This is a genomic window from Nonomuraea helvata, from assembly GCF_039535785.1.
In the GTDB taxonomy this organism is placed as follows: domain Bacteria; phylum Actinomycetota; class Actinomycetes; order Streptosporangiales; family Streptosporangiaceae; genus Nonomuraea; species Nonomuraea helvata.
On record NZ_BAAAXV010000005.1, the window covers coordinates 732,068 to 750,615 of the forward strand.

Below are 18,548 nucleotides of genomic sequence, written 5' to 3' on the forward strand. Positions count from 1 at the left end.
GATGTCGCTCGCTCCTTCGGATACTTTCAGCACGGCGACCGTGGCGGCCTCGCCGGCCGTCACGGTCGCCGTCGCATCACTTCCCGTTGCCGTTCTGACAACCCTTCTTCACGGCGCCGGTCGACAGCTGGCGAATGATGTCGGCGGAAATCTTCATGTGGTTCCCTCCACTTCGTTCCTTGACCGATGCGCAGATTGAAATGCGGGCCGTTCAGACCGGTCAAGGAATCGAATGGGTCAGCAGATCTGCTTCCGGCTTGCCGGATCCGCCGTCCGGCGGGGGCGAGCTTCCCCGGAAGGGAACGGACACGCGCTTCCTTCCGGATCCGCTGGTTCGCCGCGATTCACCGGATGATCTGGTCGAGCACCTTTAGCGCGGCCTTTCTGCGGTCCGCCGCCTGCCGAATTTCGCGGCCGACGACGAGGAGCGAGGCGCCGCCGGCGACGGCTTCCGCATGCGTGCCTATACGCTTGTGGTCATGGTTCGAGTGCCCGGCTGACCTGGTCCCCGGGGTGACGTAGAAGAAATCAGCGGGCAGCTCGTGGCGGATCGCCCTGGTTTCCGCGGGCGCGCAGACGATCCCGTCCAGGCCCGCTTCCGCGGCGAGCAAGGCCCGGCGGCGCACCTCGTCTTCGACTGTTCCCGCTATGTTCATCTCGTTGTTGAGCACGTGCTGGTCGACGCTGGTGAGCAGGGTGACGCCGAGCAGCTTCGGCCGCCCCGTGCCCAGTTCGGCGGCGGTCCGCGCGGCGGCCTCCGCCACGCTGCGCATCATCGCGAGGCCACCCGACGGGTCGATCGTCACCAGGTGCACGCCAAGCCGCGTGACGGCCTCGCCATAATGCGCCAACGTGTTGGGAATGTCGTACAGTTTCAGGTCGAGAAACACTTTGACGTCCCTGGCGAGAATGTCACGCACCAGGCCGGGGCCGTGCAGCGTGAAGCCCGCGTGAATTTTGAAATAGCCGACGAGATCCTTGAGCTCGTCCACGGTGCCGAGAATCTCGTCGCGGTCAAGGGTGTCGAGTGCCAGGCAGAGCCTTTCTCTTTCCTCAATCGACATGGCGCGCTCCTCTTATTTCCGGGATTTCGGCGTCGCCGTAGGTTAGACGGAATCCGCGGCCCGGGTCAAAGCTGCGGAAAGAGCAGGCCTGGCCGTTTCCGTCTCACGGAAACGGCGGCGGCCGCCTTCCGGGCGCCCCGGTGGACGTGGCGGCGCTCCCCGTCATGACCCGCCGGCGCCTTGCCCTACGGGTCATCGGGACGATCGGCGAGATTGCCGCACTTCTCCCCCGGGCTCGGACCAGGAAACCCTGAAAGGGCTCCGCGAATGAAACTTTCGAGCGTGCAGAAACAACACTTCAGTCCCGATCACCAATTGGCACGGAAATCGTCTTGACGACCGCCTGGAACTGCCGCCAACGCACTACGCCCGCTTCCCATGCCTCATGCAGGCCGTCATCGACTCTTGTGTCAGGAGACCGAGTCCCGCTGGTGAGCCGGGGAATTGAACCCCCGACCTTCTGTTTACAAGGTCTCCAAACGATCTCCAGGGGCGTTCTGATCAGTTCGCCGCGCAGGCCACCGGTGCTCGGGCTGTTCGGCGCCGTTCACCGCAGTCTTTGATCGCCCCCAGCCAGGGACGGCGGCCCGCCACAGTCAGGCGATCGTAAGGGCGGTATTCTCCCCTGCACCTCCCGACCATAGGCTGGCGTGCCCTGGCTTGAGGTTCTTCCCGATCATCAGGGATGAGGGAATCGGCAGCGAGCTAAGCGGCATTCCAGAAGTTCCGCTTGTAACCCGCGGGGACAGCCACCACCGGGGCCATGGCTGAACGGGAAAGCGCGGGATGCGTGTCTGGAACAGGACTACCGAAGGCACGCCCGTCGAACAGGGCGATCAGTCCTTTCACCGGCCGCTTCCAGGCTGAGCACCACCCCGCCCCTGCTCACCACCCCACCGGCCCCGCCCGACAGCACCAAAGAGAACGGGACAGGCACCACCATGGCCGAGGGACGCACCTTCAAACGCTGCTCCTGCCGCAACAGCGACGGCAAGGCACTCGGGCAAAAATGCCCTAAGCTACGCCGCGCCGACGGCGGATGGAGCTACCGGCACGGCATCTGGAACTACCAGATCGAACTCCCACCCGGACCCGACGGCAAGCGCCGCGGGCCACTGCGGCGCGGCGGCTTCGCCACCCAGGACGCCGCCAAAGACGGACTCGGCCAGGTGCGCGACCTGCTCGCGCTGGCCGATAGCGGGTTCGTTTTTACCCATCCGGACGGCAACCGGCTCCATCCCCAGCACATCTCCGACCAGTTCCTCTGGCTCGCCTGCCTCGCCGGCCTGCCACCCGTCCGGCTCCACGACCTCCGCCATGGCGCGGCCTCGCTGATGCTGGCCGCCGGGGTGGAGATGAAGGTGGTACAGGAAACGCTGGGACACACCTCCAGTGCGTTCACCGCCGATACCTACACTTCCGTCTACCCGCAGGTGGCCACGGCTGCGGCCGAGAAGACCGCCGCCTTGCTGTTCGGCAAGCAAGACCAGGCCCAGCTCGGGCAAGTCATCTCGCTGAGGAGCTGACAGTCGGATTAAGCATCCGGCCCCGCGTTCGCCGCCTGCTCGCGGCGAGGCGGGGCCGCCGCTCTTGGGCCGAGTGGGAGGATGGTAAATGGATCATGGTGTGTGCGGGGTTGGTGCGGGCGAGCACGTACGGAGCACGCAAGCGCTAGACGAAAATTCTAGAACGCATCCGATCCCGCATAACCGCAAGTCAGGCCATGATCAAAGCGCGCCCTGCAGTGTGCTGGTTCAGGACATAGGAAACCCATGTCGCAAGACATAGGAAACTTCAACACAGGGTGTCTCAGGACATAGGCAACCGTCGCGGTCAACAGCGTGGGGGGTGTGTCCAAGGCCAGAGTTGTGATCACCGCCGTTGTCGTCGAGGGTCGGTCCCAGGCAGAGGTTGCCCGTGCCTACGGGGTGTCCAAGGGCTGGGTGTCCAAGCTGGTGGCGCGCTACCGGGCCGAGGGCGAGGCGGCGTTCGAGCCTCGGTCGCGACGACCGAAGACCTCTCCGACCACGATCGACGCCGACACGGTCGAGTTGATCGTGCGGCTGCGCAAGGAACTCGCCGAACAGGGACTGGACGCCGGCCCGGACACCATCGCCTGGCACCTGCGACAGCACCATCAGCGGACGGTGTCGCGGGCCACGATCAGCCGCCATCTCACTCGTCGCGGCCTGGTCGTGCCCGAGCCCAAGAAGCGGCCCCGCTCGTCCTACATCCGCTTCCAAGCAGAGCTGCCGAACGAGACGTGGCAGGCCGACTTCACGCACTATCGGCTGGCCGACGGCACCGACACCGAGATCCTGTCCTGGCTGGACGACCACTCCCGCTACGCCCTGTCGGTGACCGCGCACGCCCGCGTCACAGGCCCGATCGTGCGGACCACCTTCCGCGCCGCGGTCGCCGCCCACGGCGTCCCCGCCTCCACACTGACCGACAACGGCATGGTCTTCACCACCCCCCTGGCAGGCGGCCGCGGCGGCCGCAACGCCTTCGAACACGACCTGCGCCGCCTGCACGTCCGGCAGAAGAACTCCACCCCCAACCACCCCACCACCTGCGGCAAGGTCGAACGCTTCCAGCAGACGATGAAGAACTGGCTACGCGCTCAGCCCGACCAGCCGGCCACTCTGGCCGACCTGCAGGCGCTCCTGGACCGCTTCTGCGACTCCTACAACCATCACCGCCCGCACCGGTCCCTGCCACACCGAGCCACCCCGGCAGCCGTCTACGCCGCCTCGCCCAAGGCTCTGCCCGACGGCAGCCGCGACGCCGACACCCACGCCCGCGTCCGCCACGACCGCATCGACCCCTCCGGCGTGGTCACCCTGCGCGTCAACGGCCGGCTCCACCACCTCGGCATCGGCCGAACCCACGCCCGAACCCACGTCATCCTGCTTATCGACGACCTGCACGTCCGCGTCGCCAACGCCGTCACCGGAGAACTCCTGCGCGAGCTGACCATCGACCCCACCCGCGACTACCAACCACAGGCAAACCCCAACAGGACGAAACCCCCGAACCCGTAGGTTCGAGGGTTTCCGATGTTGTGAGACATCACAAAAGCGCGCCCTGCAGGATTCGAACCTGCGACCGTCGGATTAGAAGTCCGGTGCTCTATCCAGCTGAGCTAAGGGCGCTCCCGCCTTATTGTGCATGATCCGGCGACTTGTCACGCACACGTTTTCCACGTGTCAGCCTGTCAGCCCGATCACACCCCACATCACCAGCGTCCCCGCGACCGTCGCCGTAAGGGTCCAGCCGGTGGCGCGTCTGGGTGTGTGGGCCTCTGGGAGGATATCGGAGGTTGCCAGGTACAGGAGAAAACCGGAGAAAAAGCCCAGGTAGCCGCCCAGGAGGCTGTCCGGGATGGTGACCAGGGTGGTCAGGGTGGCGCCTGTCACGGGGGCCAGGGCGTCCAGGAGCAGGAGGGTGAGGGCGCGGTGGCGGGCGTTGCCGTACAGGGAAGTGACCGTGTACGTGTTGAAACCGTCCGTGAAGTCGTGGGCGATCACTCCAATCGCCACGGCCACCGCCAGGGCGGTGTCCGTCTGGTACGCGGCGCCGATGGCGGCCCCGTCCAGGAGGCTGTGGACGACCAGGGCCGCGCCGGCGGTGAGGCCGACTCCGGAGCGGGCGTGGCGGTGGGTGGCGTAGTCGGTCTCGTGGGCGTCGTGCATGCCCATCGAGCGCTCGACGACGTGGAGGGCCAGGAACGCCAGGGCGAAGGTCAGCATCGGCACGGGGACGCCGTACGCCTGGAGCGTGTCGTGGGTCAGGGCCTCGGGGAGGAGGTCGAAGGCCACCACGCCGAGCATCATGCCGGCGGCGGCGCCGAGGAGGAGGTGGCGGCGGTTGCCGACGCGGTCGGCGGCCAGGCCGCCCAGGAGGGTCATGAGGAACGCCGCCAGAGCGAGCAGGATCGGCATGGGAGTCAAGGTTAGAGGTGCCGGGGTGCGACGGCCGAGCTGTGAAAAGGCCGGGCGGGGACGGGGCAAAAGGGTCTAAGCTCTCGTGGCATGGTCGCGACGCTCCTGCATGAGGTTCCTTTGCAGGGCGGCGACGTGACTGACGGGGTGGTGCGGGTCGGTGACACCGTACGGAGACCGGCCAGTACGTCGACGCCCGCCGTGCATGCCCTGCTCAGGCATCTCGAGGCCGCGGGGTTCGAGGGGGCGCCGCGGGTGTTGGGGATGGACGCGCTGGGGCGCGAGATCCTCACCTACGTGCCCGGCACGACGGGGCTGCGGGTCGGGAGCGTGACCGATGCGGCGCTGGCCGCGATCGCCGTGCTGGTGCGGGAGTTCCACGACGCGACCGCCGGGTTCCCGCTGGCGACGGAAGGATGGGCGTACGGGTCGAATGACGACAAAGCGCCAGAAGTCATAGGACATTGTGATTTAACGCCAGAAAACATGATATTTCACAACGACAAGCCTCGCGCGCTGATCGACTTCGATCTGGCCCGTCCGACGACCCGGCTCTTCGACATCGTCACCGCCCTCCGCCACTGGGCCCCCATCGCCGACCCCGTCGACCGGCACCCCCTCCTCCGCGACCTCGACGTGGGCGCCCGGCTGCGGCTGTTCTGCGACGCGTACGGCGTGCCGCCCCGCGACCGCCGCCGCCTCCTCGACCTCGCCAGGCTCCGCTTCCACCGCTCCTACACCGTCATGCGCACCCGCGCCTCGTCGGGCGGCAACTGGGCGAAGATGTGGGCCGGCGGCGCCGGCGAGCGCATCCGGCGCGCCTCCGCCTGGCTGGACACGCACGAAGACGCACTCCATGCGCACCTGGTGTGATCCGCTGGGGCTCGCCCTCGGGGTGGCCCTCGACCAGGTGTTCGCCGACCCGCAGAGTCCCGCTCACCCGGTGGCGGTCTTCGGGCGTACCGCCGCGAAGATTGAAAAATCCCTGTACGCGGATAAGAAGGCGTACGGAGTCGTACATGTCGCTATGTGCGTGGGAGGCGTGACCGCGCTCGGGGTCATCGCGCAGCGGATACCCAAGGCGCGTACGGCCGCCACAGCCGTCGCCACGTGGGCCGTGCTCGGCGGCACCACGCTCGCCCGCGAGGGCGAGTACCTGGCCGACGCCCTCGAGCGCGACGATCTGGCACGGGCCAGAGCCAGGCTCCCCCACCTGTGCGGCCGCGACCCCTCGCACCTCGAGGCCAAGGAACTGGCCAGGGCCACGGTCGAGTCGCTGGCCGAGAACACCTCCGACGCCGTCGTGGCCCCGCTCTTCTGGGGCGCCGTGGCGGGGGTGCCGGGGCTGCTGGCGTACCGGGCGATCAACACGCTGGACGCCATGATCGGCCACCGTTCGCCCCGCTACGAGCGGTTCGGCTGGGCGGCGGCGAGGTTGGACGACGTCGCGAACTACGTGCCCGCCAGGGTGACGGCCCTGCTGACGGTCCTGACCGGCCCGAGCCCCGGCCGCGCGCTGGCCGTGCTCAGGAGGGACGGCCACCGGCACCCCAGCCCGAACGCCGGCCGGTGCGAGGCGGCCTTCGCCGGCGCGCTCGGCGTCACCCTCGGCGGCACCAACGTCTATCAGGGCAGGACCGAGCACCGCCCCACCATGGGGGACGGGCCGGAGCCCGGCGTCAAGGACATCCGCCGGGCCGTACGCCTGACACGCGCGGTGAGCCTGGCCGCTGCCGGCGTGGCCGTACTGACAGCCTGGGCCCTCCAAAATCGCCACAAATAGGTCGTCCGGAAGATTGCGGACCACGTCGCAATTGCGCAGTAATGAGCTATTGAATGCTTTTCACATGACGCGGTTGAGGTTGAGCACCAGCCAGACGACGAATATCGCCACCAAGGTGATCCCGATCATCGACTTCGCGGCGCTGTTCGCCACCTCCTTCCTGGCGACGACCTGCTTGGCGCTCTGCTTCCAGACCTGACGCATAATGATCATGTTCTGGAACCGGCGGCCTAGAGCGAACACGGCGAATGCGATGATGATGAATAAGATGATGCGACCGTCTGCAGGTTCCACGGAGATCCCCCTGTGGCCTTGAAGGTTACTCACGCCCCCGAAACTTTGAGAACTCACGATACTCGGCCGACAGCGGTTTGTAATCGCAATTAAGGCCCGAGATCAACCACGATCGGCGCATGATCGGACGGCCCCTTTCCCTTGCGGGCCTCGCGGTCGACGTACGCCGAGCGCACCCGTCCGGCGACGTCCGCGCTCGCGTAGACCAGGTCGATGCGCATCCCCATGTTCTTGTGGAACATCCCGGCCCGATAATCCCAGTACGTGAACGGGTGCGGGCCCTTCATCGGCGTCGGCACCACGTCGCGCAGCCCCAGGGCGCGCAGCTCGGCCAGGGCCTGGCGCTCGGCCGGGGTGACGTGGGTGGAGCCGGCGAACAGCGCGGCGTCCCACACGTCGGCGTCCGTGGGCGCCACGTTGTAGTCGCCGCACGCCACCAGAGGCATGGTCATCTCGTCCGCCAGCGCGTCCCGCAGGGCGGCGAACCAGTCCAGCTTGTACGCGTAGTGCGGCGAGTCCACGGTGCGGCCGTTCGGCGCGTACAGGGACCACACGCGCATGCCGGCGCAGGTCGCGCCGATCGCGCGGGCCTCGGGCATGGCCGCGCCCACCCCGTCGAGCTCCCCGAACCCCGGCTCGCCCGGGAAGCTGAGCGTGACGTCGTCGAGGCCGACCTTGGACAGCAGGGCGACGCCGTTCCACCGCCCGTCGCCGTGGGCCGCGGCGGCGTAGCCCAGCTCGGCCACCTCCGCCATGGGGAACGCCTCCGCCGGGCACTTGGTCTCCTGGAGGCAGAGGATGTCCGGCTTCGCCTCGGCCAGCCACTCGAGCAGACGGGGCAGGCGGGCTTTCACGGAGTTGACGTTCCACGTTGCGAGCCGCATGTCTCCACCCTGCCACCCCGTCGCGGCCCGAGCATAATGGTCACGGAGAGGAGGCATCATGACACGCCGCGTCAAGGTCGAGCGCGACGGTTCCACGGCCGCGTGCCCGAGGAGGGTCCACGTGCGGTCTCAGGTGATCCCGCTCTACCGGGCCTATCTGCGGGAGCACCCCGAGCTGGTCGAGCGGGCCCGCCACGAGCTCGGCGGCAAGGACCTCGCCTGCTGGTGCCATCCCGACCAGGAGTGCCACGCTGACGCGCTGCTGGACGTCGTGGCGGGAGAAGCACCGTGAGTCACGGTCGGCTGCGCTCCACGCCCACCATGATCTCGTTGCCGAGCCTGTGCCCCATGAGCAGCTCAAGGTCGTCGCCGCTCCAGAACTTGCCCGGGTCGTACCAGTTGGGGCGCCGACCGGCGGGCAGCAGGCCCATCGTCTCGTACGTGACGGCCACCACCTCGGCGCAGTACGCGCTCTCGAGCGTCTCCTCCTTGAGTCGGCGGCGCAGCCGCGGGAGCCGGCCCTTGGCCCAGCGGCCGGCCAGGCGGGCGGTGGAGGGGAACGGGGTGCCGTCGAGCCGGGCCACCGTGCGCAGGGCCGCGTCCTCCATCTCCCCCGTCGCCTCCGGCTCGAGCTGGCGCAGCCAGGCCCGCTGGCCGTAGCGGTCGCCCCAGGTGGTCACCGCGTCGCGCAGATCGTGCAGCTGCACCCCGCGGTGGTGGGTGCCCGACCACAGGTCGAGCAGCGACTTGCCGAGCTCGGCGTGCCACATCATCGGCGGCATGTCCTCGATCACGACGGCCATGCCCACGTGGTTGACCGGGCTGTTGGTCATCGTCTGGATGGCGCGGTCGGGCACCGAACGCCCGCGGAAGATCCACAGATCGCCGGTCCTCGTCACCCGGACGGCCTCATCGAGAGTCAGCACACCGCTAGCCTAGGCAACATGCGCATGCGCTGGTGGAAGATGCTCGGTCTGGCAGGGATCATGGGGGTCGCGGCCACGGGAGTGGTGATCGCGCGCGCCGAACGCCGCCGCCGCGCCTACACCCCCGAGGAGATCCGGGCGCGCCTGAAAGAGCGCGTCGAGGGAGCGGGGGAAGGTCAGCCCGAGGGCCGCAGGTCGTAGACGAAGACCACGTCCGGATAGGCCGGGTTGTCGTCATAGCCCTGCACGGCGCCCTGGAAGGCCCGCTGATAGTTGACCACCCACGGCATCGCGGCGGCCGCCCGCAGGTCGAGCACCCGCTTCGTGGCCTGCTCGTACGCCCGCTGCGCCGCCGCCCTGTCGGTCACGGTCAGCTCGGGCACGGTGTCGAGCAGCGCGTCCAGGGTGTGGTCCCGCAGGTAGGCCAGGTTGAAGACGGGCGGGCTGGCGCTGTGGAAGACGTTCCCGAAGTAGGAGTAGCCGTCGGCGTAGTCGGGCCACCAGTACATGACGAAGATGTCCTGGCCGCGCTTCTTGCCGAGGTCCCATTGGGCGTTCCAGGGCATGGCCTGGGCGTCGATCGTGATGTTGAGCGGTTTGAGTGCGTACGCGAGCCTGGTGGCGAGCAGATGCCAGTCCGTGTCGCCCTCCCCGTACGTCAGCTTCAGCCGCAACGGCCGGCCGGCCGGGCCGTACCCCGCCTTGGCCAGCAGCTGGGCCGCGCCCGCCAGGTCCTGCCGAGGCATGCGGCCGGGCACGTGACCCATCAGCCCCTCGGGCACGATGCCGCTGGCCGGGGCGACGGCGCCCTTCAGGTCCTTGATCAGGCCCTGGTAGTCGACGGCCTTCTGGACCGCGCGGCGCACCCGCACGTCGCGCATCGGCCCGCTCGCGGTGTTGAACAGCATCATCGCCGTCTGGAACGACGGCCGCTCCGACGTGCGCACGCCCGGCTCGGCGGCGGCCTCGGCGAACAGGCGCGAGTTGAGCCGCGGCACGAAGTTCACCTCGCCCCGCTGCAGCAGCCGCCACGCCCGGTCGGGGTCGGGCACGACGCGGAACTTCACCGTGTTGTAGTGCGGCCCCTCCCACCCTCTCCAGTACTTGTCGTACGCGCTGAGCGTGAGCTCGTCCTCCTTGCCCTTCTGCCACTTCGTCACCGTGTACGGCCCCGAGCCGGCGTCCCTGCCGGCCGCGAAGAACTTCCCGAGGTCGGGCGCCGCCTGCGTGTCGTAGATGTAGGCCGCGTACGTGGACGAGGCCACCAGATCCAGGGGAACGGGGTACTTCAGCGCGAACGTCACCGTGGCCGGGCCGTCGACCCTGATGGAGGAGACGGCGTCCCAGATGTAGGACGCGCCCGTCCTGGCCTGCATGGTGCGCTCGATCGACGCCTTGACGGCGGTCGCGTCCAGTTGCCTGCCGGTGTGGAAGGTCACCCCGGGACGGAGGTTGAAGGTCCACGTCCGGCCGTCGGGTGAGGAGCGCCACGACGTGGCCAGGCGGGGGCTGGACTTCTTGGTGACGGGGTTCCAGAAGGTGAGCGTCTCGTACATGTTCTGGAAGGCGACGATCTCGTTGGAGTAGGACCGGCTCGGGTCCCATTCGGTGACGATGTCCAGGTTGTCGACGTAGACGAACGAGGACACCCCCGCCGGAGCCTGAGGCGGCTCCGGAGGCGTCGAACAGGCCGCGAGGAGCATCAGCGCGGCGGCCGCTGCGAGACGACGGCGCAACGCAACTCCCTTTGTCAGCGATGTACTCGGGAAACCTACTCCAAGATCGATAGGATCGGTGCCCAGGTGTCCAAAAGTCCCGAAAAATTGGGCATTCTGGTGATCGAATTGCTATCCTCGGGGCTTGTCCCGTCCGGGGTTGCCAGCAGGGGACCGACCGGAGTGAGGTGCCATGGGTCGTAGCCGAACGATCCGCATGAAGATCATCGGACTACTACTGGTGCCGCTGACCTCCATGGTGGTCTTGTGGGGGGTCATCACCGCCGTCACCGCCACTGAGAGCTTGGAGCTACGCGAATATAAGACACTCTGGACGAACCTCCGCCTTCCCGCGTACAAACTGATCAGCGAGATCCAGCGTGAACGTCTTGTCTCGGCCAAACTCCTGCGTCACTCCGAGAACAAGTCGACCGTGACAGCGCAGCGATCCCGGACCGACGCCGCCAGGGACGCCTTCAAGCAGCTCTCCAGCACATCCAAGGACCGATCGGAAGAGATCCGCACACAAGTGGACGCGGTGAACACGCAGCTCGACAGGCTCGAGGCGATCCGAGGAGAGATCGACACGAGCCTGTCTGACCGTCTGCACACCGTGGAGGCGTACAGCGCGATCATCGACACCCTGTTCGGCCTGCACAAGCGGGTCGCGCTGATCGACGACATCCCGATCTACGAGCAGTCGCGCGTGGTCATCGACATGGGGTACGCCAAGGAGCTGCTCACCAGGGAGCAGGCCGTCGCGTTCGGGCCGACGACGGCCGGGGAGCGCAGGCTGTTCACGCAGCTCGCCGGCAACCGGCGCTTCCTGGTCGACCAGTCGCTCGGCGAGCTCGACCCCGTCCTGCGCGACACCCAGGTGGCGCTGATCACCTCCCCCGCCTACCAGCGGATGCGGTTGATGGAGGACCAGATCATCGCGGGGCGGGCGCCGCAGGGCTGGCTCGCCACCACGGAGGGCTTGGCGAAGTCGTTCCAGGACGCGCAGATGCAGGCCAGCACGGTGCTGAACGGGCGGGCGGATCCGATCGCCGACCAGGTGCTGTCCAGGGCGCTCCTGCTGGCGGGCACCGCGCTGGGGCTGGTGGTCGTGTCGATCGCGTTCTCGCTGCGCATGGGCAACCGGCTCTCCAAGGAGCTGGGCGCGCTGCGCATGGCCGCGCTGGAGGTGGCCCAGGAGCGGCTCCCCCGCGTGGTCGCCAAGCTCCGCAAGGGAGAGACGGTCGAGGTGCCGGAGCTCTCCGTGGCGAGCACCACGGTCGAGATCGACGACGTGGGCCAGGCGTTCTCCACCGTCCAGCAGACCGCCGTCGAGGCCGCGGTCGGCCAGGCGCAGCTCAGCGAGGGCGTCGGGCACGTGTTCCGCAACCTGGCCAGGCGCAGCCAGACGCTGCTGCACCGCCAGCGCATCCAGCTGCAGGACATGCAGCACCGGGCCACCGACCCCGACGCGCTGGACGACCTGTTCAAGCTCGACCACCTGACCACCCGCATGCGCCGCCACGCCGAGGGCCTGATCATCCTCTCGGGCGCCACCCCCGGCCGCGGCTGGAGCCGGCCGGTGCCGATGCTCGACGTGGCCCGCGGCGCGTCGGCCGAGGTGGAGGACTACCAGCGGGTCACCGTCGAGCCGATGTCCGGCCAGCGCCTGGCCGGGCCCGTGGTGGGCGACGTGATCCACCTGATCGCCGAGCTCATCGAGAACGCCACCGTCTACTCGCCGGCGCACACCACGGTCATCGTGCGCGGCGAGGTGGCGGCCCGCGGCTTCGCCTTCGAGGTCGAGGACCGCGGATTCGGGATGAGCGCAGCGGAGCTGGCCGAGTTCAACGAGCGGCTGGCCAGCCCACCGGAGTTCGACCTGGCCGACAGCGACCGGCTCGGCCTTTTCGTCGTCTCCCGCCTGGCCGCCAGGCACGACATCCGCGTGACGTTGCGCGGTTCACCATATGGAGGGACCACCGCGATCGTGTTGATCCCGGAAGAACACGTGGCCGAGCCGGAACCGGAGGCCCACGTGAACGAGCCCGCTCGACCCATGCGGGTGGTGCGAAGTGAATGACGAGCGCTGGCTGGACGAGGACGCCGGTCCTATCGTCCCGGCCTACCTGCTGACCCGTGGCCGTACGGTGCCCGCGAGCGAGGCCATCGACCTCATCGCGGTGATCATCACCGCCGGCGGCCTGAGCCTGCCCGTGGGCCTGGGCCCCGAGCATCTGATCATCCTGCAGAAGTGCACCAAGCCGACTCGGCTCGTGGACGTCGCGGCCGAGCTGAACCTGCCCATCGGCGTGGTCAGGGTGCTGGTCGGCGACCTGCACGCGCAGCAGCTCGTGCAGGTCGAGCACCCGCCACCCGCCCCCGACGCGAAGGTGCTGCTCGAGGTGATCAGCGGGTTGAAGGCGCTGTGACCATCCTGCGGTTGAGGCGCCCGTACACGGCCGCGAAGATCGCGGCCACGACGCCTGCCAGGGCGGCTGCCCCGAAGACCCGCTGGTAGCCGCCCACCCCCGGCTGCGCCGCCAGGATGGCGGCGATGGCCGCGCCCGCCGTGCTGCCGCCCACGATGCGCACGAGCGCGTTGACGCCCGCCGCCAGGGCGGTCTTGGCCGGGTCCACGTGCTCTACGGCCATGGTGCCCAGCGCCGCGTAGCCGACGCCCAGCCCGATGCCCATCAGCGAGGTCGCGACATACAGGTGGGCCGGGCTGCTGTGCTCGACCACCAGCCAGATCGCGGCCAGCGCGGTGACCGCCGAACCCGCCGCCACCATGGACGAGGCCTGGAAGCGGCGCATGAAACGCCCGGCGAACAGCGAGATCACCAGCATGAAGAGCGTGCTCGGCAGCAGGAAGAAGCCGACTTCCAGGGTGGACGCGCCGAAGCCGTAGCCGGTCTTCTCGGGGATCTGGGCGAAGTTCGAGATGCCGGTCATGAGGGTGAAGAACGAGAACCCGAGCAGCATCGAGGCCACCGTCGCGCCGATCGTCCCCCGCTGCGCCAGCATCGCCATCTCCACCAGCGGCTCGGCCACCCTCCGCTCGACCAGCACCCAGACGGCCGCCAGCGCCACCGCGGCGGCGAACAGGCCGAGCACGCCCGGCGAGGTCCAGCCCCACGAGCCGCCCTCGCTGATGGCCAGCAGGAGGGCGACCAGCCAGGCGGTCAGCAGCGCGGCACCGGCCAGGTCAGGCCGGCCCTTGCCTGCCGGGGCGCCGTCGCGTACGAGGAAGGCCACGATCACGGCGGCCACCAGCGAGATGCCGCCCGTGATCCAGAACACCAGGTGGAAGTCGCCGGACGCGAGCCCGGCCAGGATCATCCCGCCGCCGCTCCCGAACCCCATCGTCGCGCTGATCACCCCGATGCCGGTCGCGAGCTGCTCCCTGGGCAGCACGTCGCGCGCCACCCCGATGGAGAGCGGCACCAGCGCGGCCACCGAGCCCTGCAGCACCCTCGCCACGATCAACCAGGTCAGCGAGGTCGCCAGCGCCGCCATGACCGAGCCGACCACCAGCAGGGTCAGGGCGCCGAGGATCATGGGGCGTCTGCCGTACATGTCGCCGAAGCGCGACAGCAACGGCGTGGCGACCGCCCCGACCAGGAGGCTCAGCGTGAGCGTCCAGCTCACGGCGGAGAGGGAGACGTGCAGCTCCCGCTGCAGCACGGGAAGCAACGGGACCACCGCGGTGTTCTGCAGCGCGGCGATGGAGGCTGCGAAGGACAACGCGACCACCGCGGGCCACGGGTTCTTGGTGGGCGTCTCGCGTGCGGCGGGCACGACCACTGTCGCCATGTCGGCTCCTTTAGGTAACTTAGGTAAGTAACAAGCGACGATACTACATACGTAAGTTAGGTAAGTAAATCAGGATGGACGAAGATCTCAACAGGACGGTTGTGGCGTTCCGCACACTCGTGAACTCACTCCACCGTGCCAAGACGCACGAGCGGCTGACCGAGGCCGCCGGCGTCCGGCTCGACCGGCCGGACGTGCAGATCCTCGCCCACCTGCTGGACGCGCCCGAGCCGTGCAGGATCGGGGCGATCGCCCAAGGTCTGCAGGTGGAGAGCCCTCACGTGACCAGGCACGTCGCCTCGCTCGAGCAGCGCAAGCTGGTCGAGCGGGTACGCGACCCCGACGACGGCAGGGCGTGGCGCATCGCGCTCACCGAGGAGGGGATCGAGGTCGCGAACAGGTGCCGCAAGGTGACGACCGACTGGTTCGAGGGCGCGCTCGCCGCGTGGCCGACGGCGGATCGAGCGGAGCTGTCCAGGTTGATGGAGAAACTGGCCGACGACCTCACCGCACACCTGCGAGGCGTTATTTAGCCAGTACGTCCTCCGCGCGGTGGCAGGCGACCTGACGGCCTCCTCCGATCTCCCTGAGCGCGGGCGGCTGCTCGCATTCCGGCACGGCCAGCGGGCAGCGCAGCCTGAAGGCGCACCCGGTCCGGGCGGGTACGGCCTCCGTCCTGCCCTTGGCCTCCGGCGGGGCGCCGCCCAGCTTCGGCACGGCGTCGCGCAGGGCACGCGTGTAGGGATGGGCCGGTTTCGCCAGGAGGTCGCCCGTGGGGCCCGACTCCACCACGCGGCCCGCGAAGAGCACGTGCGAGGTGCGGCAGAGCCGGTCCACGACGGCGAGGTTGTGGGTGATGAGGAGGCGCTCGGTCTCCAGTGCGGCCAGCAGGTCGAGGATCCTGGCCTGGACGGTGACGTCGAGCGCGCTGGTGGGCTCATCCAGGATGAGCAGGCGGGGGCCGACGGCCAGGGCTCTGGCGATGACCACGCGCTGGCGCTGGCCTCCGGAGAGCTGGTGCGGTCTGCGGGCGGCCACCTCGGGGTCCAGGCCGACCTGTTCGAGCAGTTCCTTCACCCTGGACCGGGCGCTTCTCGGGAGTGCCTCCGCGACGGAGGTGCCGATGCGCATCCTGGGGTCGAGGGCCTCGGCCTGGAAGACAGGCTGGACGTCCTTGCGGAACTTCCTCATGTCAGCCTTTTTCAGGGTTTGGTCGCCGTACCAAATATTTCCGGACATGGGGGTGAGGAGGCCCAGAAACGCGCGCGCCAGCGTCGTCTTGCCTGAGCCGCTCTCCCCTATCAGGCCGACGCCGCCCTCGGTGATGTCCAGGGTCACGTCGTGCACGACCGGGTGGCGGCCGTACCCGAGCGTGACCCGCTCGGCCCTGAGCATGGTCACGGCAGCGCCTCCAGCAGCTCGCGCGTGTACGGATGGGACGGCTCGGCCAGCACCTTCGCGGCGGGTCCCGACTCCACCACGACGCCGTCCTTCATGACCAGCACCCGGTCGGCGACCGTCGAGACCAGGGCCAGGTCGTGCGAGACGAGCAGCAGCGCCAGGCCGCGCTCCGCCCGCAGCCTGCGCAGCACGCCGACCACCTCGGCCTGCACGGTCACGTCGAGAGCACTCGTGGGCTCGTCGGCCAGGATCACCTCGGCGCCCAGGGCGATGGCCAGCGCGAGGGCGAAGCGCTGCGCCTGGCCGCCGGAGATCTCGTGGGGGTAGCGGCGCAGGATCTCGCGGTCGAGCATGACCGCCTCCACGGCCTCCCCCATGATCTCGTCCAGGCGTCCCTTCCCACCGTGCGTGACGGCACCTTGCGGAGAGGTACCGTCCGTTGGGGAGGAAGGGACCTTGCCGACGCCGTGGAGCTTGAGTGCGCGGCGCATCAGGACGCCGAGGCGGGTGGCGGGGCTGAGGGCGGCCTGGGGCGTCTGCATGACGAGCGCCACCCTCGCGCCCCGGATCTCGCGGAGCCGGCGCGGCGGGGCTGTCAGGACGTCCACGCCGCACACCCGTACATGTCCTGAAATTTCGGCATCAGGGGTGAGGCCGAGCAGCGACATCAGCGTGGTCGACTTGCCCGAGCCGCTCTCCCCCACGATCGCGACGCACTCCCCCCGCCCCACGTCCAGCTCCGGCACGTCGGCCACGAGCCGCCCGCCGTAGCGCACCTGGAGTCCGCGCACCTCGATCATCTGACCGCCCTCGTGCTTATGGTCGCGGCCGCTTCGGCACTCGTTGGCTTCGCTCTCTCCTGCCGAGCTCCTCCGCTCCGGGGATCCAGCGCGTTGCGCAAACCCTCCCCCAGCACGTTGAACGCGAACGCCGTCACCAGGATCGCGAGCCCGGGGAACGTGACCACCCACCAGTTCGTGGTGAAGAGCGTCTGCCCCTGCTGCACCATCAGCCCCCACTCCGCCGTCGGCTCCTGCGCGCCCAGCCCCAGGTACGACAGCGCCGCCGAGGTCAGGATCACGCCGCCCGCGTCCAGGGAGAGCTGGACCAGCACGGGGGTGAGCGAGTTCGGCAGCACGTGCCTGAGCACGATCAGCGGCGCCGGCACGCCGAGGCACCGGGCGGCGTCCACGTAGCTGCGGGTGGCGATCGAGGCGGCCACGGAGGCGGCCAGCCGGGTGTACCAGGGCCACCACGTCACCGCGATGGCCAGGATGACCGTGTTCACGCTGGGCTGGAGCACCACGGCCAGGGCCAGGGAGAGCAGCAGCGCGGGGAAGGCCAGGAACACGTCCGTGACCCGCATGATGACGTCCCTGATCCAGCCGCCCGCGTACCCGGCGACCACGCCGAGCGTGACCCCGACCGCCGACGACACGGCCAGGACCGCCACGGCGATGAACAGCGAGGTGCGGCCGCCGTACAGGATCCTCGTGAGCACGTCACGGCCGTACTGGTCGGTCCCGAACCAGTGGGCGCCGCTCGGCGGCTGCAGCCCCTCCACCGGCTTGAGCTGGTCCACGGGGTACGGGGCGAGCCACGGCGCGAAGATCGCGGCCAGGAGGACCAGCACGATGAGCACCGCGCCGAGCGCGGCGAACCGGTCGGGGATCCTGGGCAGCGTGCGGCGCAGGGGAGCTTCGGTCATCGGGCCCTCGTTCGCGGGTCGACGAAGCCCTGGAGGATGTCCACGACCAGGTTGGCCAGCACGTACACCAGGGCCACGAGCAGCGTGACGCCCGCGATGGCCGGGGTGTCCAGCGAGCGGATCGAGTCGGCGGCGTAGCGGCCCAGACCGGGCCAGTTGAACACGGCCTCGACGAGGAAACCGTTGACGATCGAGTAGGCGAAGACCAGGGCGATCAGCGACAGGACGGGGTTCAACGCGGGTCGCAGGGCGAACCTGGTCAGGATGGACGTCTCGCCGAAGCCGAGTGCGCGTTCCAGCCTGGTGTGGTCCTGTCCGGACTCCTCGATGAGCGCCGCCCTGGTCATCTGGGCGATCACGCCCGTCGGGTACGCGGCCACGACCAGCGCGGGCAGCACCAGGTGCTGGAGCGTGCTGGTGAAGATGGGCCAGTTGCCGGTGATGAGGGCGTCGACGACGGTGATGTTCGTCCAGAGGGTGAGCGGGCTGGTGGTGTCGAGCTTGGCGTCGTACTCGCCTGCGATCGGGAACCAGCCGAGGTTGCTGGCGAAGACCGTCTGCAGGGCCAGGGCCAGCCAGAAGACCGGGACGGAGACGGCCAGCATGCTGCCGAACCGCACCCCTATATCCGGAAATTTCGTCTTATAGCGGGCTGCGAGCACTCCGACCGGGATGCCCACGACGACCGCGATGAGCAGAGCCGTACCGACCAGCTCAAGAGAAGCGGGAAAGGCCAGGTAGAGGTCGTCACGCACTGGTTGCCTGGTGTGCAGGCTGATGCCCCAGTCGCCCGAGAGCAGGTCGCGTACGTAGTTCAGGAGCTGTACGGGGATCGAGTCGTCGAGCCCGAACTGCCTGCGTGCCGCGGCGAGCTCCTCCGGCGTGGCCTTCGGCCCGGCGAACGCGACCGCCGGATCCCCCGGCACCAGCCGCATGACGGCGAACGTGAGCACGACCACGCCGGCCACGACCAGGAGGGCCTGGCCGAGCCGGCGGGTCAGGTAACGCAGCATGGG

General features: G+C 68.9%; 20 protein-coding genes and 1 tRNA gene. 9 read left to right on the forward strand and 12 right to left on the reverse strand.

Annotation, left to right across the window (positions count from 1 at the left end):
- Positions 1-344 precede the first annotated feature (344 nt).
- Positions 345-1,064 (reverse strand): orotidine-5'-phosphate decarboxylase, encoded by a 720-nt coding sequence (gene pyrF / locus ABD830_RS22750; protein WP_344990607.1) that lies wholly within the window; start codon positions 1,062-1,064, stop codon positions 345-347.
- Positions 1,065-2,005: 941 nt separating this feature from the next.
- Here pyrF and ABD830_RS22755 point away from each other — a divergent pair.
- Together ABD830_RS22755 and ABD830_RS22760 are read left to right on the forward strand one after the other, a co-directional pair.
- Positions 2,006-2,590, forward strand: a complete 585-nt coding sequence (locus ABD830_RS22755) for a tyrosine-type recombinase/integrase (protein WP_344990610.1) — start codon at positions 2,006-2,008, stop codon at positions 2,588-2,590.
- A gap of 324 nt (positions 2,591-2,914) precedes the next feature.
- Positions 2,915-4,108, forward strand: a complete 1,194-nt coding sequence (locus tag ABD830_RS22760; RefSeq protein ID WP_344990613.1) for an IS481 family transposase — start codon at positions 2,915-2,917, stop codon at positions 4,106-4,108.
- Positions 4,109-4,145: 37 nt separating this feature from the next.
- Here the strand turns inward: ABD830_RS22760 and ABD830_RS22765 are convergent.
- Positions 4,146-4,219, reverse strand: a tRNA-Arg gene (locus ABD830_RS22765).
- 54 nt (positions 4,220-4,273) lie between these two features.
- Positions 4,274-5,008, reverse strand: coding sequence for a ZIP family metal transporter (locus ABD830_RS22770; protein ID WP_344990616.1), 735 nt, complete (start codon positions 5,006-5,008; stop codon positions 4,274-4,276).
- Between the two features lie 90 nt (positions 5,009-5,098).
- On the opposite strand from ABD830_RS22770, the gene ABD830_RS22775 reads away from it, so the two are divergent.
- Both ABD830_RS22775 and ABD830_RS22780 read left to right on the forward strand, forming a co-directional pair.
- Positions 5,099-5,881 carry a phosphotransferase gene (locus tag ABD830_RS22775; protein WP_344990618.1) on the forward strand — a complete coding sequence of 261 codons (783 nt, stop codon included), beginning with the start codon at positions 5,099-5,101 and terminating at the stop codon, positions 5,879-5,881.
- Positions 5,865-6,791 carry a cobalamin biosynthesis protein gene (locus ABD830_RS22780; protein ID WP_344990621.1) on the forward strand — a complete coding sequence of 309 codons (927 nt, stop codon included), beginning with the start codon at positions 5,865-5,867 and terminating at the stop codon, positions 6,789-6,791. The genes ABD830_RS22775 and ABD830_RS22780 overlap by 17 nt, the downstream gene beginning before the upstream one ends.
- A 60-nt stretch (positions 6,792-6,851) precedes the next feature.
- On the opposite strand, the gene ABD830_RS22785 is transcribed toward ABD830_RS22780, so the two are convergent.
- Together ABD830_RS22785 and ABD830_RS22790 are read right to left on the reverse strand one after the other, a co-directional pair.
- Entirely contained in the window at positions 6,852-7,085 is a 234-nt protein-coding gene (locus ABD830_RS22785; protein ID WP_344990624.1) for a hypothetical protein, read from the reverse strand.
- Between the two features lie 89 nt (positions 7,086-7,174).
- Entirely contained in the window at positions 7,175-7,969 is a 795-nt protein-coding gene (locus ABD830_RS22790) for an exodeoxyribonuclease III (RefSeq protein WP_344990627.1), read from the reverse strand.
- A 58-nt stretch (positions 7,970-8,027) separates the two neighbouring features.
- Between ABD830_RS22790 and ABD830_RS22795 the strand changes: the two genes are divergently transcribed.
- Positions 8,028-8,261, forward strand: coding sequence for a DUF4326 domain-containing protein (locus tag ABD830_RS22795; protein WP_344990630.1), 234 nt, complete (start codon positions 8,028-8,030; stop codon positions 8,259-8,261).
- Position 8,262: 1 nt separating this feature from the next.
- Here the strand turns inward: ABD830_RS22795 and ABD830_RS22800 are convergent, their stop codons facing one another.
- Complete coding sequence (locus ABD830_RS22800) at positions 8,263-8,892, reverse strand: hypothetical protein (RefSeq protein ID WP_344992979.1); 630 nt, start codon at positions 8,890-8,892, stop codon at positions 8,263-8,265.
- A gap of 21 nt (positions 8,893-8,913) precedes the next feature.
- On the opposite strand from ABD830_RS22800, the gene ABD830_RS22805 reads away from it, so the two are divergent.
- Positions 8,914-9,096: a hypothetical protein gene (locus ABD830_RS22805; RefSeq protein ID WP_344993068.1), complete on the forward strand. Its 183-nt coding sequence runs from the start codon at positions 8,914-8,916 to the stop codon at positions 9,094-9,096.
- Here ABD830_RS22805 and ABD830_RS22810 read toward each other — a convergent pair.
- Positions 9,072-10,631, reverse strand: a complete 1,560-nt coding sequence (locus ABD830_RS22810) for an ABC transporter substrate-binding protein (RefSeq protein WP_344990633.1) — start codon at positions 10,629-10,631, stop codon at positions 9,072-9,074. The two genes, ABD830_RS22805 and ABD830_RS22810, sit on opposite strands and share 25 nt — an antisense overlap.
- Positions 10,632-10,803: 172 nt before the next feature.
- On the opposite strand from ABD830_RS22810, the gene ABD830_RS22815 reads away from it, so the two are divergent.
- Together ABD830_RS22815 and ABD830_RS22820 are read left to right on the forward strand one after the other, a co-directional pair.
- Entirely contained in the window at positions 10,804-12,690 is a 1,887-nt protein-coding gene (locus ABD830_RS22815) for a sensor histidine kinase (RefSeq protein ID WP_344990636.1), read from the forward strand.
- On the forward strand, positions 12,683-13,039 hold the full coding sequence (locus ABD830_RS22820; protein ID WP_344990638.1) for a DUF742 domain-containing protein: 357 nt from the start codon (positions 12,683-12,685) through the stop codon (positions 13,037-13,039). Before ABD830_RS22815 ends, ABD830_RS22820 begins: the two co-directional genes overlap by 8 nt.
- On the opposite strand, the gene ABD830_RS22825 is transcribed toward ABD830_RS22820, so the two are convergent.
- Positions 13,017-14,423, reverse strand: coding sequence for an MFS transporter (locus tag ABD830_RS22825; RefSeq protein ID WP_344990640.1), 1,407 nt, complete (start codon positions 14,421-14,423; stop codon positions 13,017-13,019). The genes ABD830_RS22820 and ABD830_RS22825 overlap by 23 nt on opposite strands.
- Positions 14,424-14,497: 74 nt before the next feature.
- Between ABD830_RS22825 and ABD830_RS22830 the strand changes: the two genes are divergently transcribed.
- Positions 14,498-14,956, forward strand: a complete 459-nt coding sequence (locus tag ABD830_RS22830) for a MarR family winged helix-turn-helix transcriptional regulator (RefSeq protein ID WP_344990642.1) — start codon at positions 14,498-14,500, stop codon at positions 14,954-14,956.
- Here the strand turns inward: ABD830_RS22830 and ABD830_RS22835 are convergent.
- From ABD830_RS22835 to ABD830_RS22850, 4 genes are read right to left on the reverse strand one after another with little or no spacing between them, the layout of a single operon-like run.
- Positions 14,949-15,818: an ABC transporter ATP-binding protein gene (locus tag ABD830_RS22835; protein WP_344992981.1), complete on the reverse strand. Its 870-nt coding sequence runs from the start codon at positions 15,816-15,818 to the stop codon at positions 14,949-14,951. The two genes, ABD830_RS22830 and ABD830_RS22835, sit on opposite strands and share 8 nt — an antisense overlap.
- A 2-nt stretch (positions 15,819-15,820) precedes the next feature.
- The gene (locus tag ABD830_RS22840; RefSeq protein ID WP_344990645.1) at positions 15,821-16,624 is read right to left on the reverse strand and encodes an ATP-binding cassette domain-containing protein; all 804 of its coding nucleotides are present in this window, start codon (positions 16,622-16,624) and stop codon (positions 15,821-15,823) included.
- Positions 16,621-17,532 (reverse strand): ABC transporter permease, encoded by a 912-nt coding sequence (locus tag ABD830_RS22845; RefSeq protein ID WP_344990647.1) that lies wholly within the window; start codon positions 17,530-17,532, stop codon positions 16,621-16,623. The genes ABD830_RS22840 and ABD830_RS22845 overlap by 4 nt, the downstream gene beginning before the upstream one ends.
- A complete protein-coding gene (locus tag ABD830_RS22850) occupies positions 17,529-18,545 on the reverse strand; it encodes an ABC transporter permease (RefSeq protein ID WP_344990650.1) in 1,017 nt (338 codons plus the stop codon). Before ABD830_RS22850 ends, ABD830_RS22845 begins: the two co-directional genes overlap by 4 nt.
- Positions 18,546-18,548 lie beyond the last annotated feature (3 nt).

Bases quoted from the DNA above. Each gene is read 5' to 3' on its own strand.
- ABD830_RS22795 (WP_344990630.1), top strand. From the start codon at position 8,028: ATGACACGCCGCGTCAAGGTCGAGCGCGACGGTTCCACGGCCGCGTGC.
- ABD830_RS22835 (WP_344992981.1), bottom strand. From the start codon at position 15,818: ATGCTCAGGGCCGAGCGGGTCACGCTCGGGTACGGCCGCCACCCGGTC.
- ABD830_RS22755 (WP_344990610.1), top strand. From the start codon at position 2,006: ATGGCCGAGGGACGCACCTTCAAACGCTGCTCCTGCCGCAACAGCGAC.
- ABD830_RS22850 (WP_344990650.1), bottom strand. From the start codon at position 18,545: ATGCTGCGTTACCTGACCCGCCGGCTCGGCCAGGCCCTCCTGGTCGTG.
- ABD830_RS22845 (WP_344990647.1), bottom strand. From the start codon at position 17,532: ATGACCGAAGCTCCCCTGCGCCGCACGCTGCCCAGGATCCCCGACCGG.
- pyrF (WP_344990607.1), bottom strand. From the start codon at position 1,064: ATGTCGATTGAGGAAAGAGAAAGGCTCTGCCTGGCACTCGACACCCTT.
- ABD830_RS22840 (WP_344990645.1), bottom strand. From the start codon at position 16,624: ATGATCGAGGTGCGCGGACTCCAGGTGCGCTACGGCGGGCGGCTCGTG.
- ABD830_RS22815 (WP_344990636.1), top strand. From the start codon at position 10,804: ATGGGTCGTAGCCGAACGATCCGCATGAAGATCATCGGACTACTACTG.
- ABD830_RS22830 (WP_344990642.1), top strand. From the start codon at position 14,498: ATGGACGAAGATCTCAACAGGACGGTTGTGGCGTTCCGCACACTCGTG.
- ABD830_RS22775 (WP_344990618.1), top strand. From the start codon at position 5,099: ATGGTCGCGACGCTCCTGCATGAGGTTCCTTTGCAGGGCGGCGACGTG.
- ABD830_RS22770 (WP_344990616.1), bottom strand. From the start codon at position 5,008: ATGCCGATCCTGCTCGCTCTGGCGGCGTTCCTCATGACCCTCCTGGGC.
- ABD830_RS22780 (WP_344990621.1), top strand. From the start codon at position 5,865: ATGCGCACCTGGTGTGATCCGCTGGGGCTCGCCCTCGGGGTGGCCCTC.
- ABD830_RS22825 (WP_344990640.1), bottom strand. From the start codon at position 14,423: ATGGCGACAGTGGTCGTGCCCGCCGCACGCGAGACGCCCACCAAGAAC.
- ABD830_RS22790 (WP_344990627.1), bottom strand. From the start codon at position 7,969: ATGCGGCTCGCAACGTGGAACGTCAACTCCGTGAAAGCCCGCCTGCCC.
- ABD830_RS22805 (WP_344993068.1), top strand. From the start codon at position 8,914: ATGCGCATGCGCTGGTGGAAGATGCTCGGTCTGGCAGGGATCATGGGG.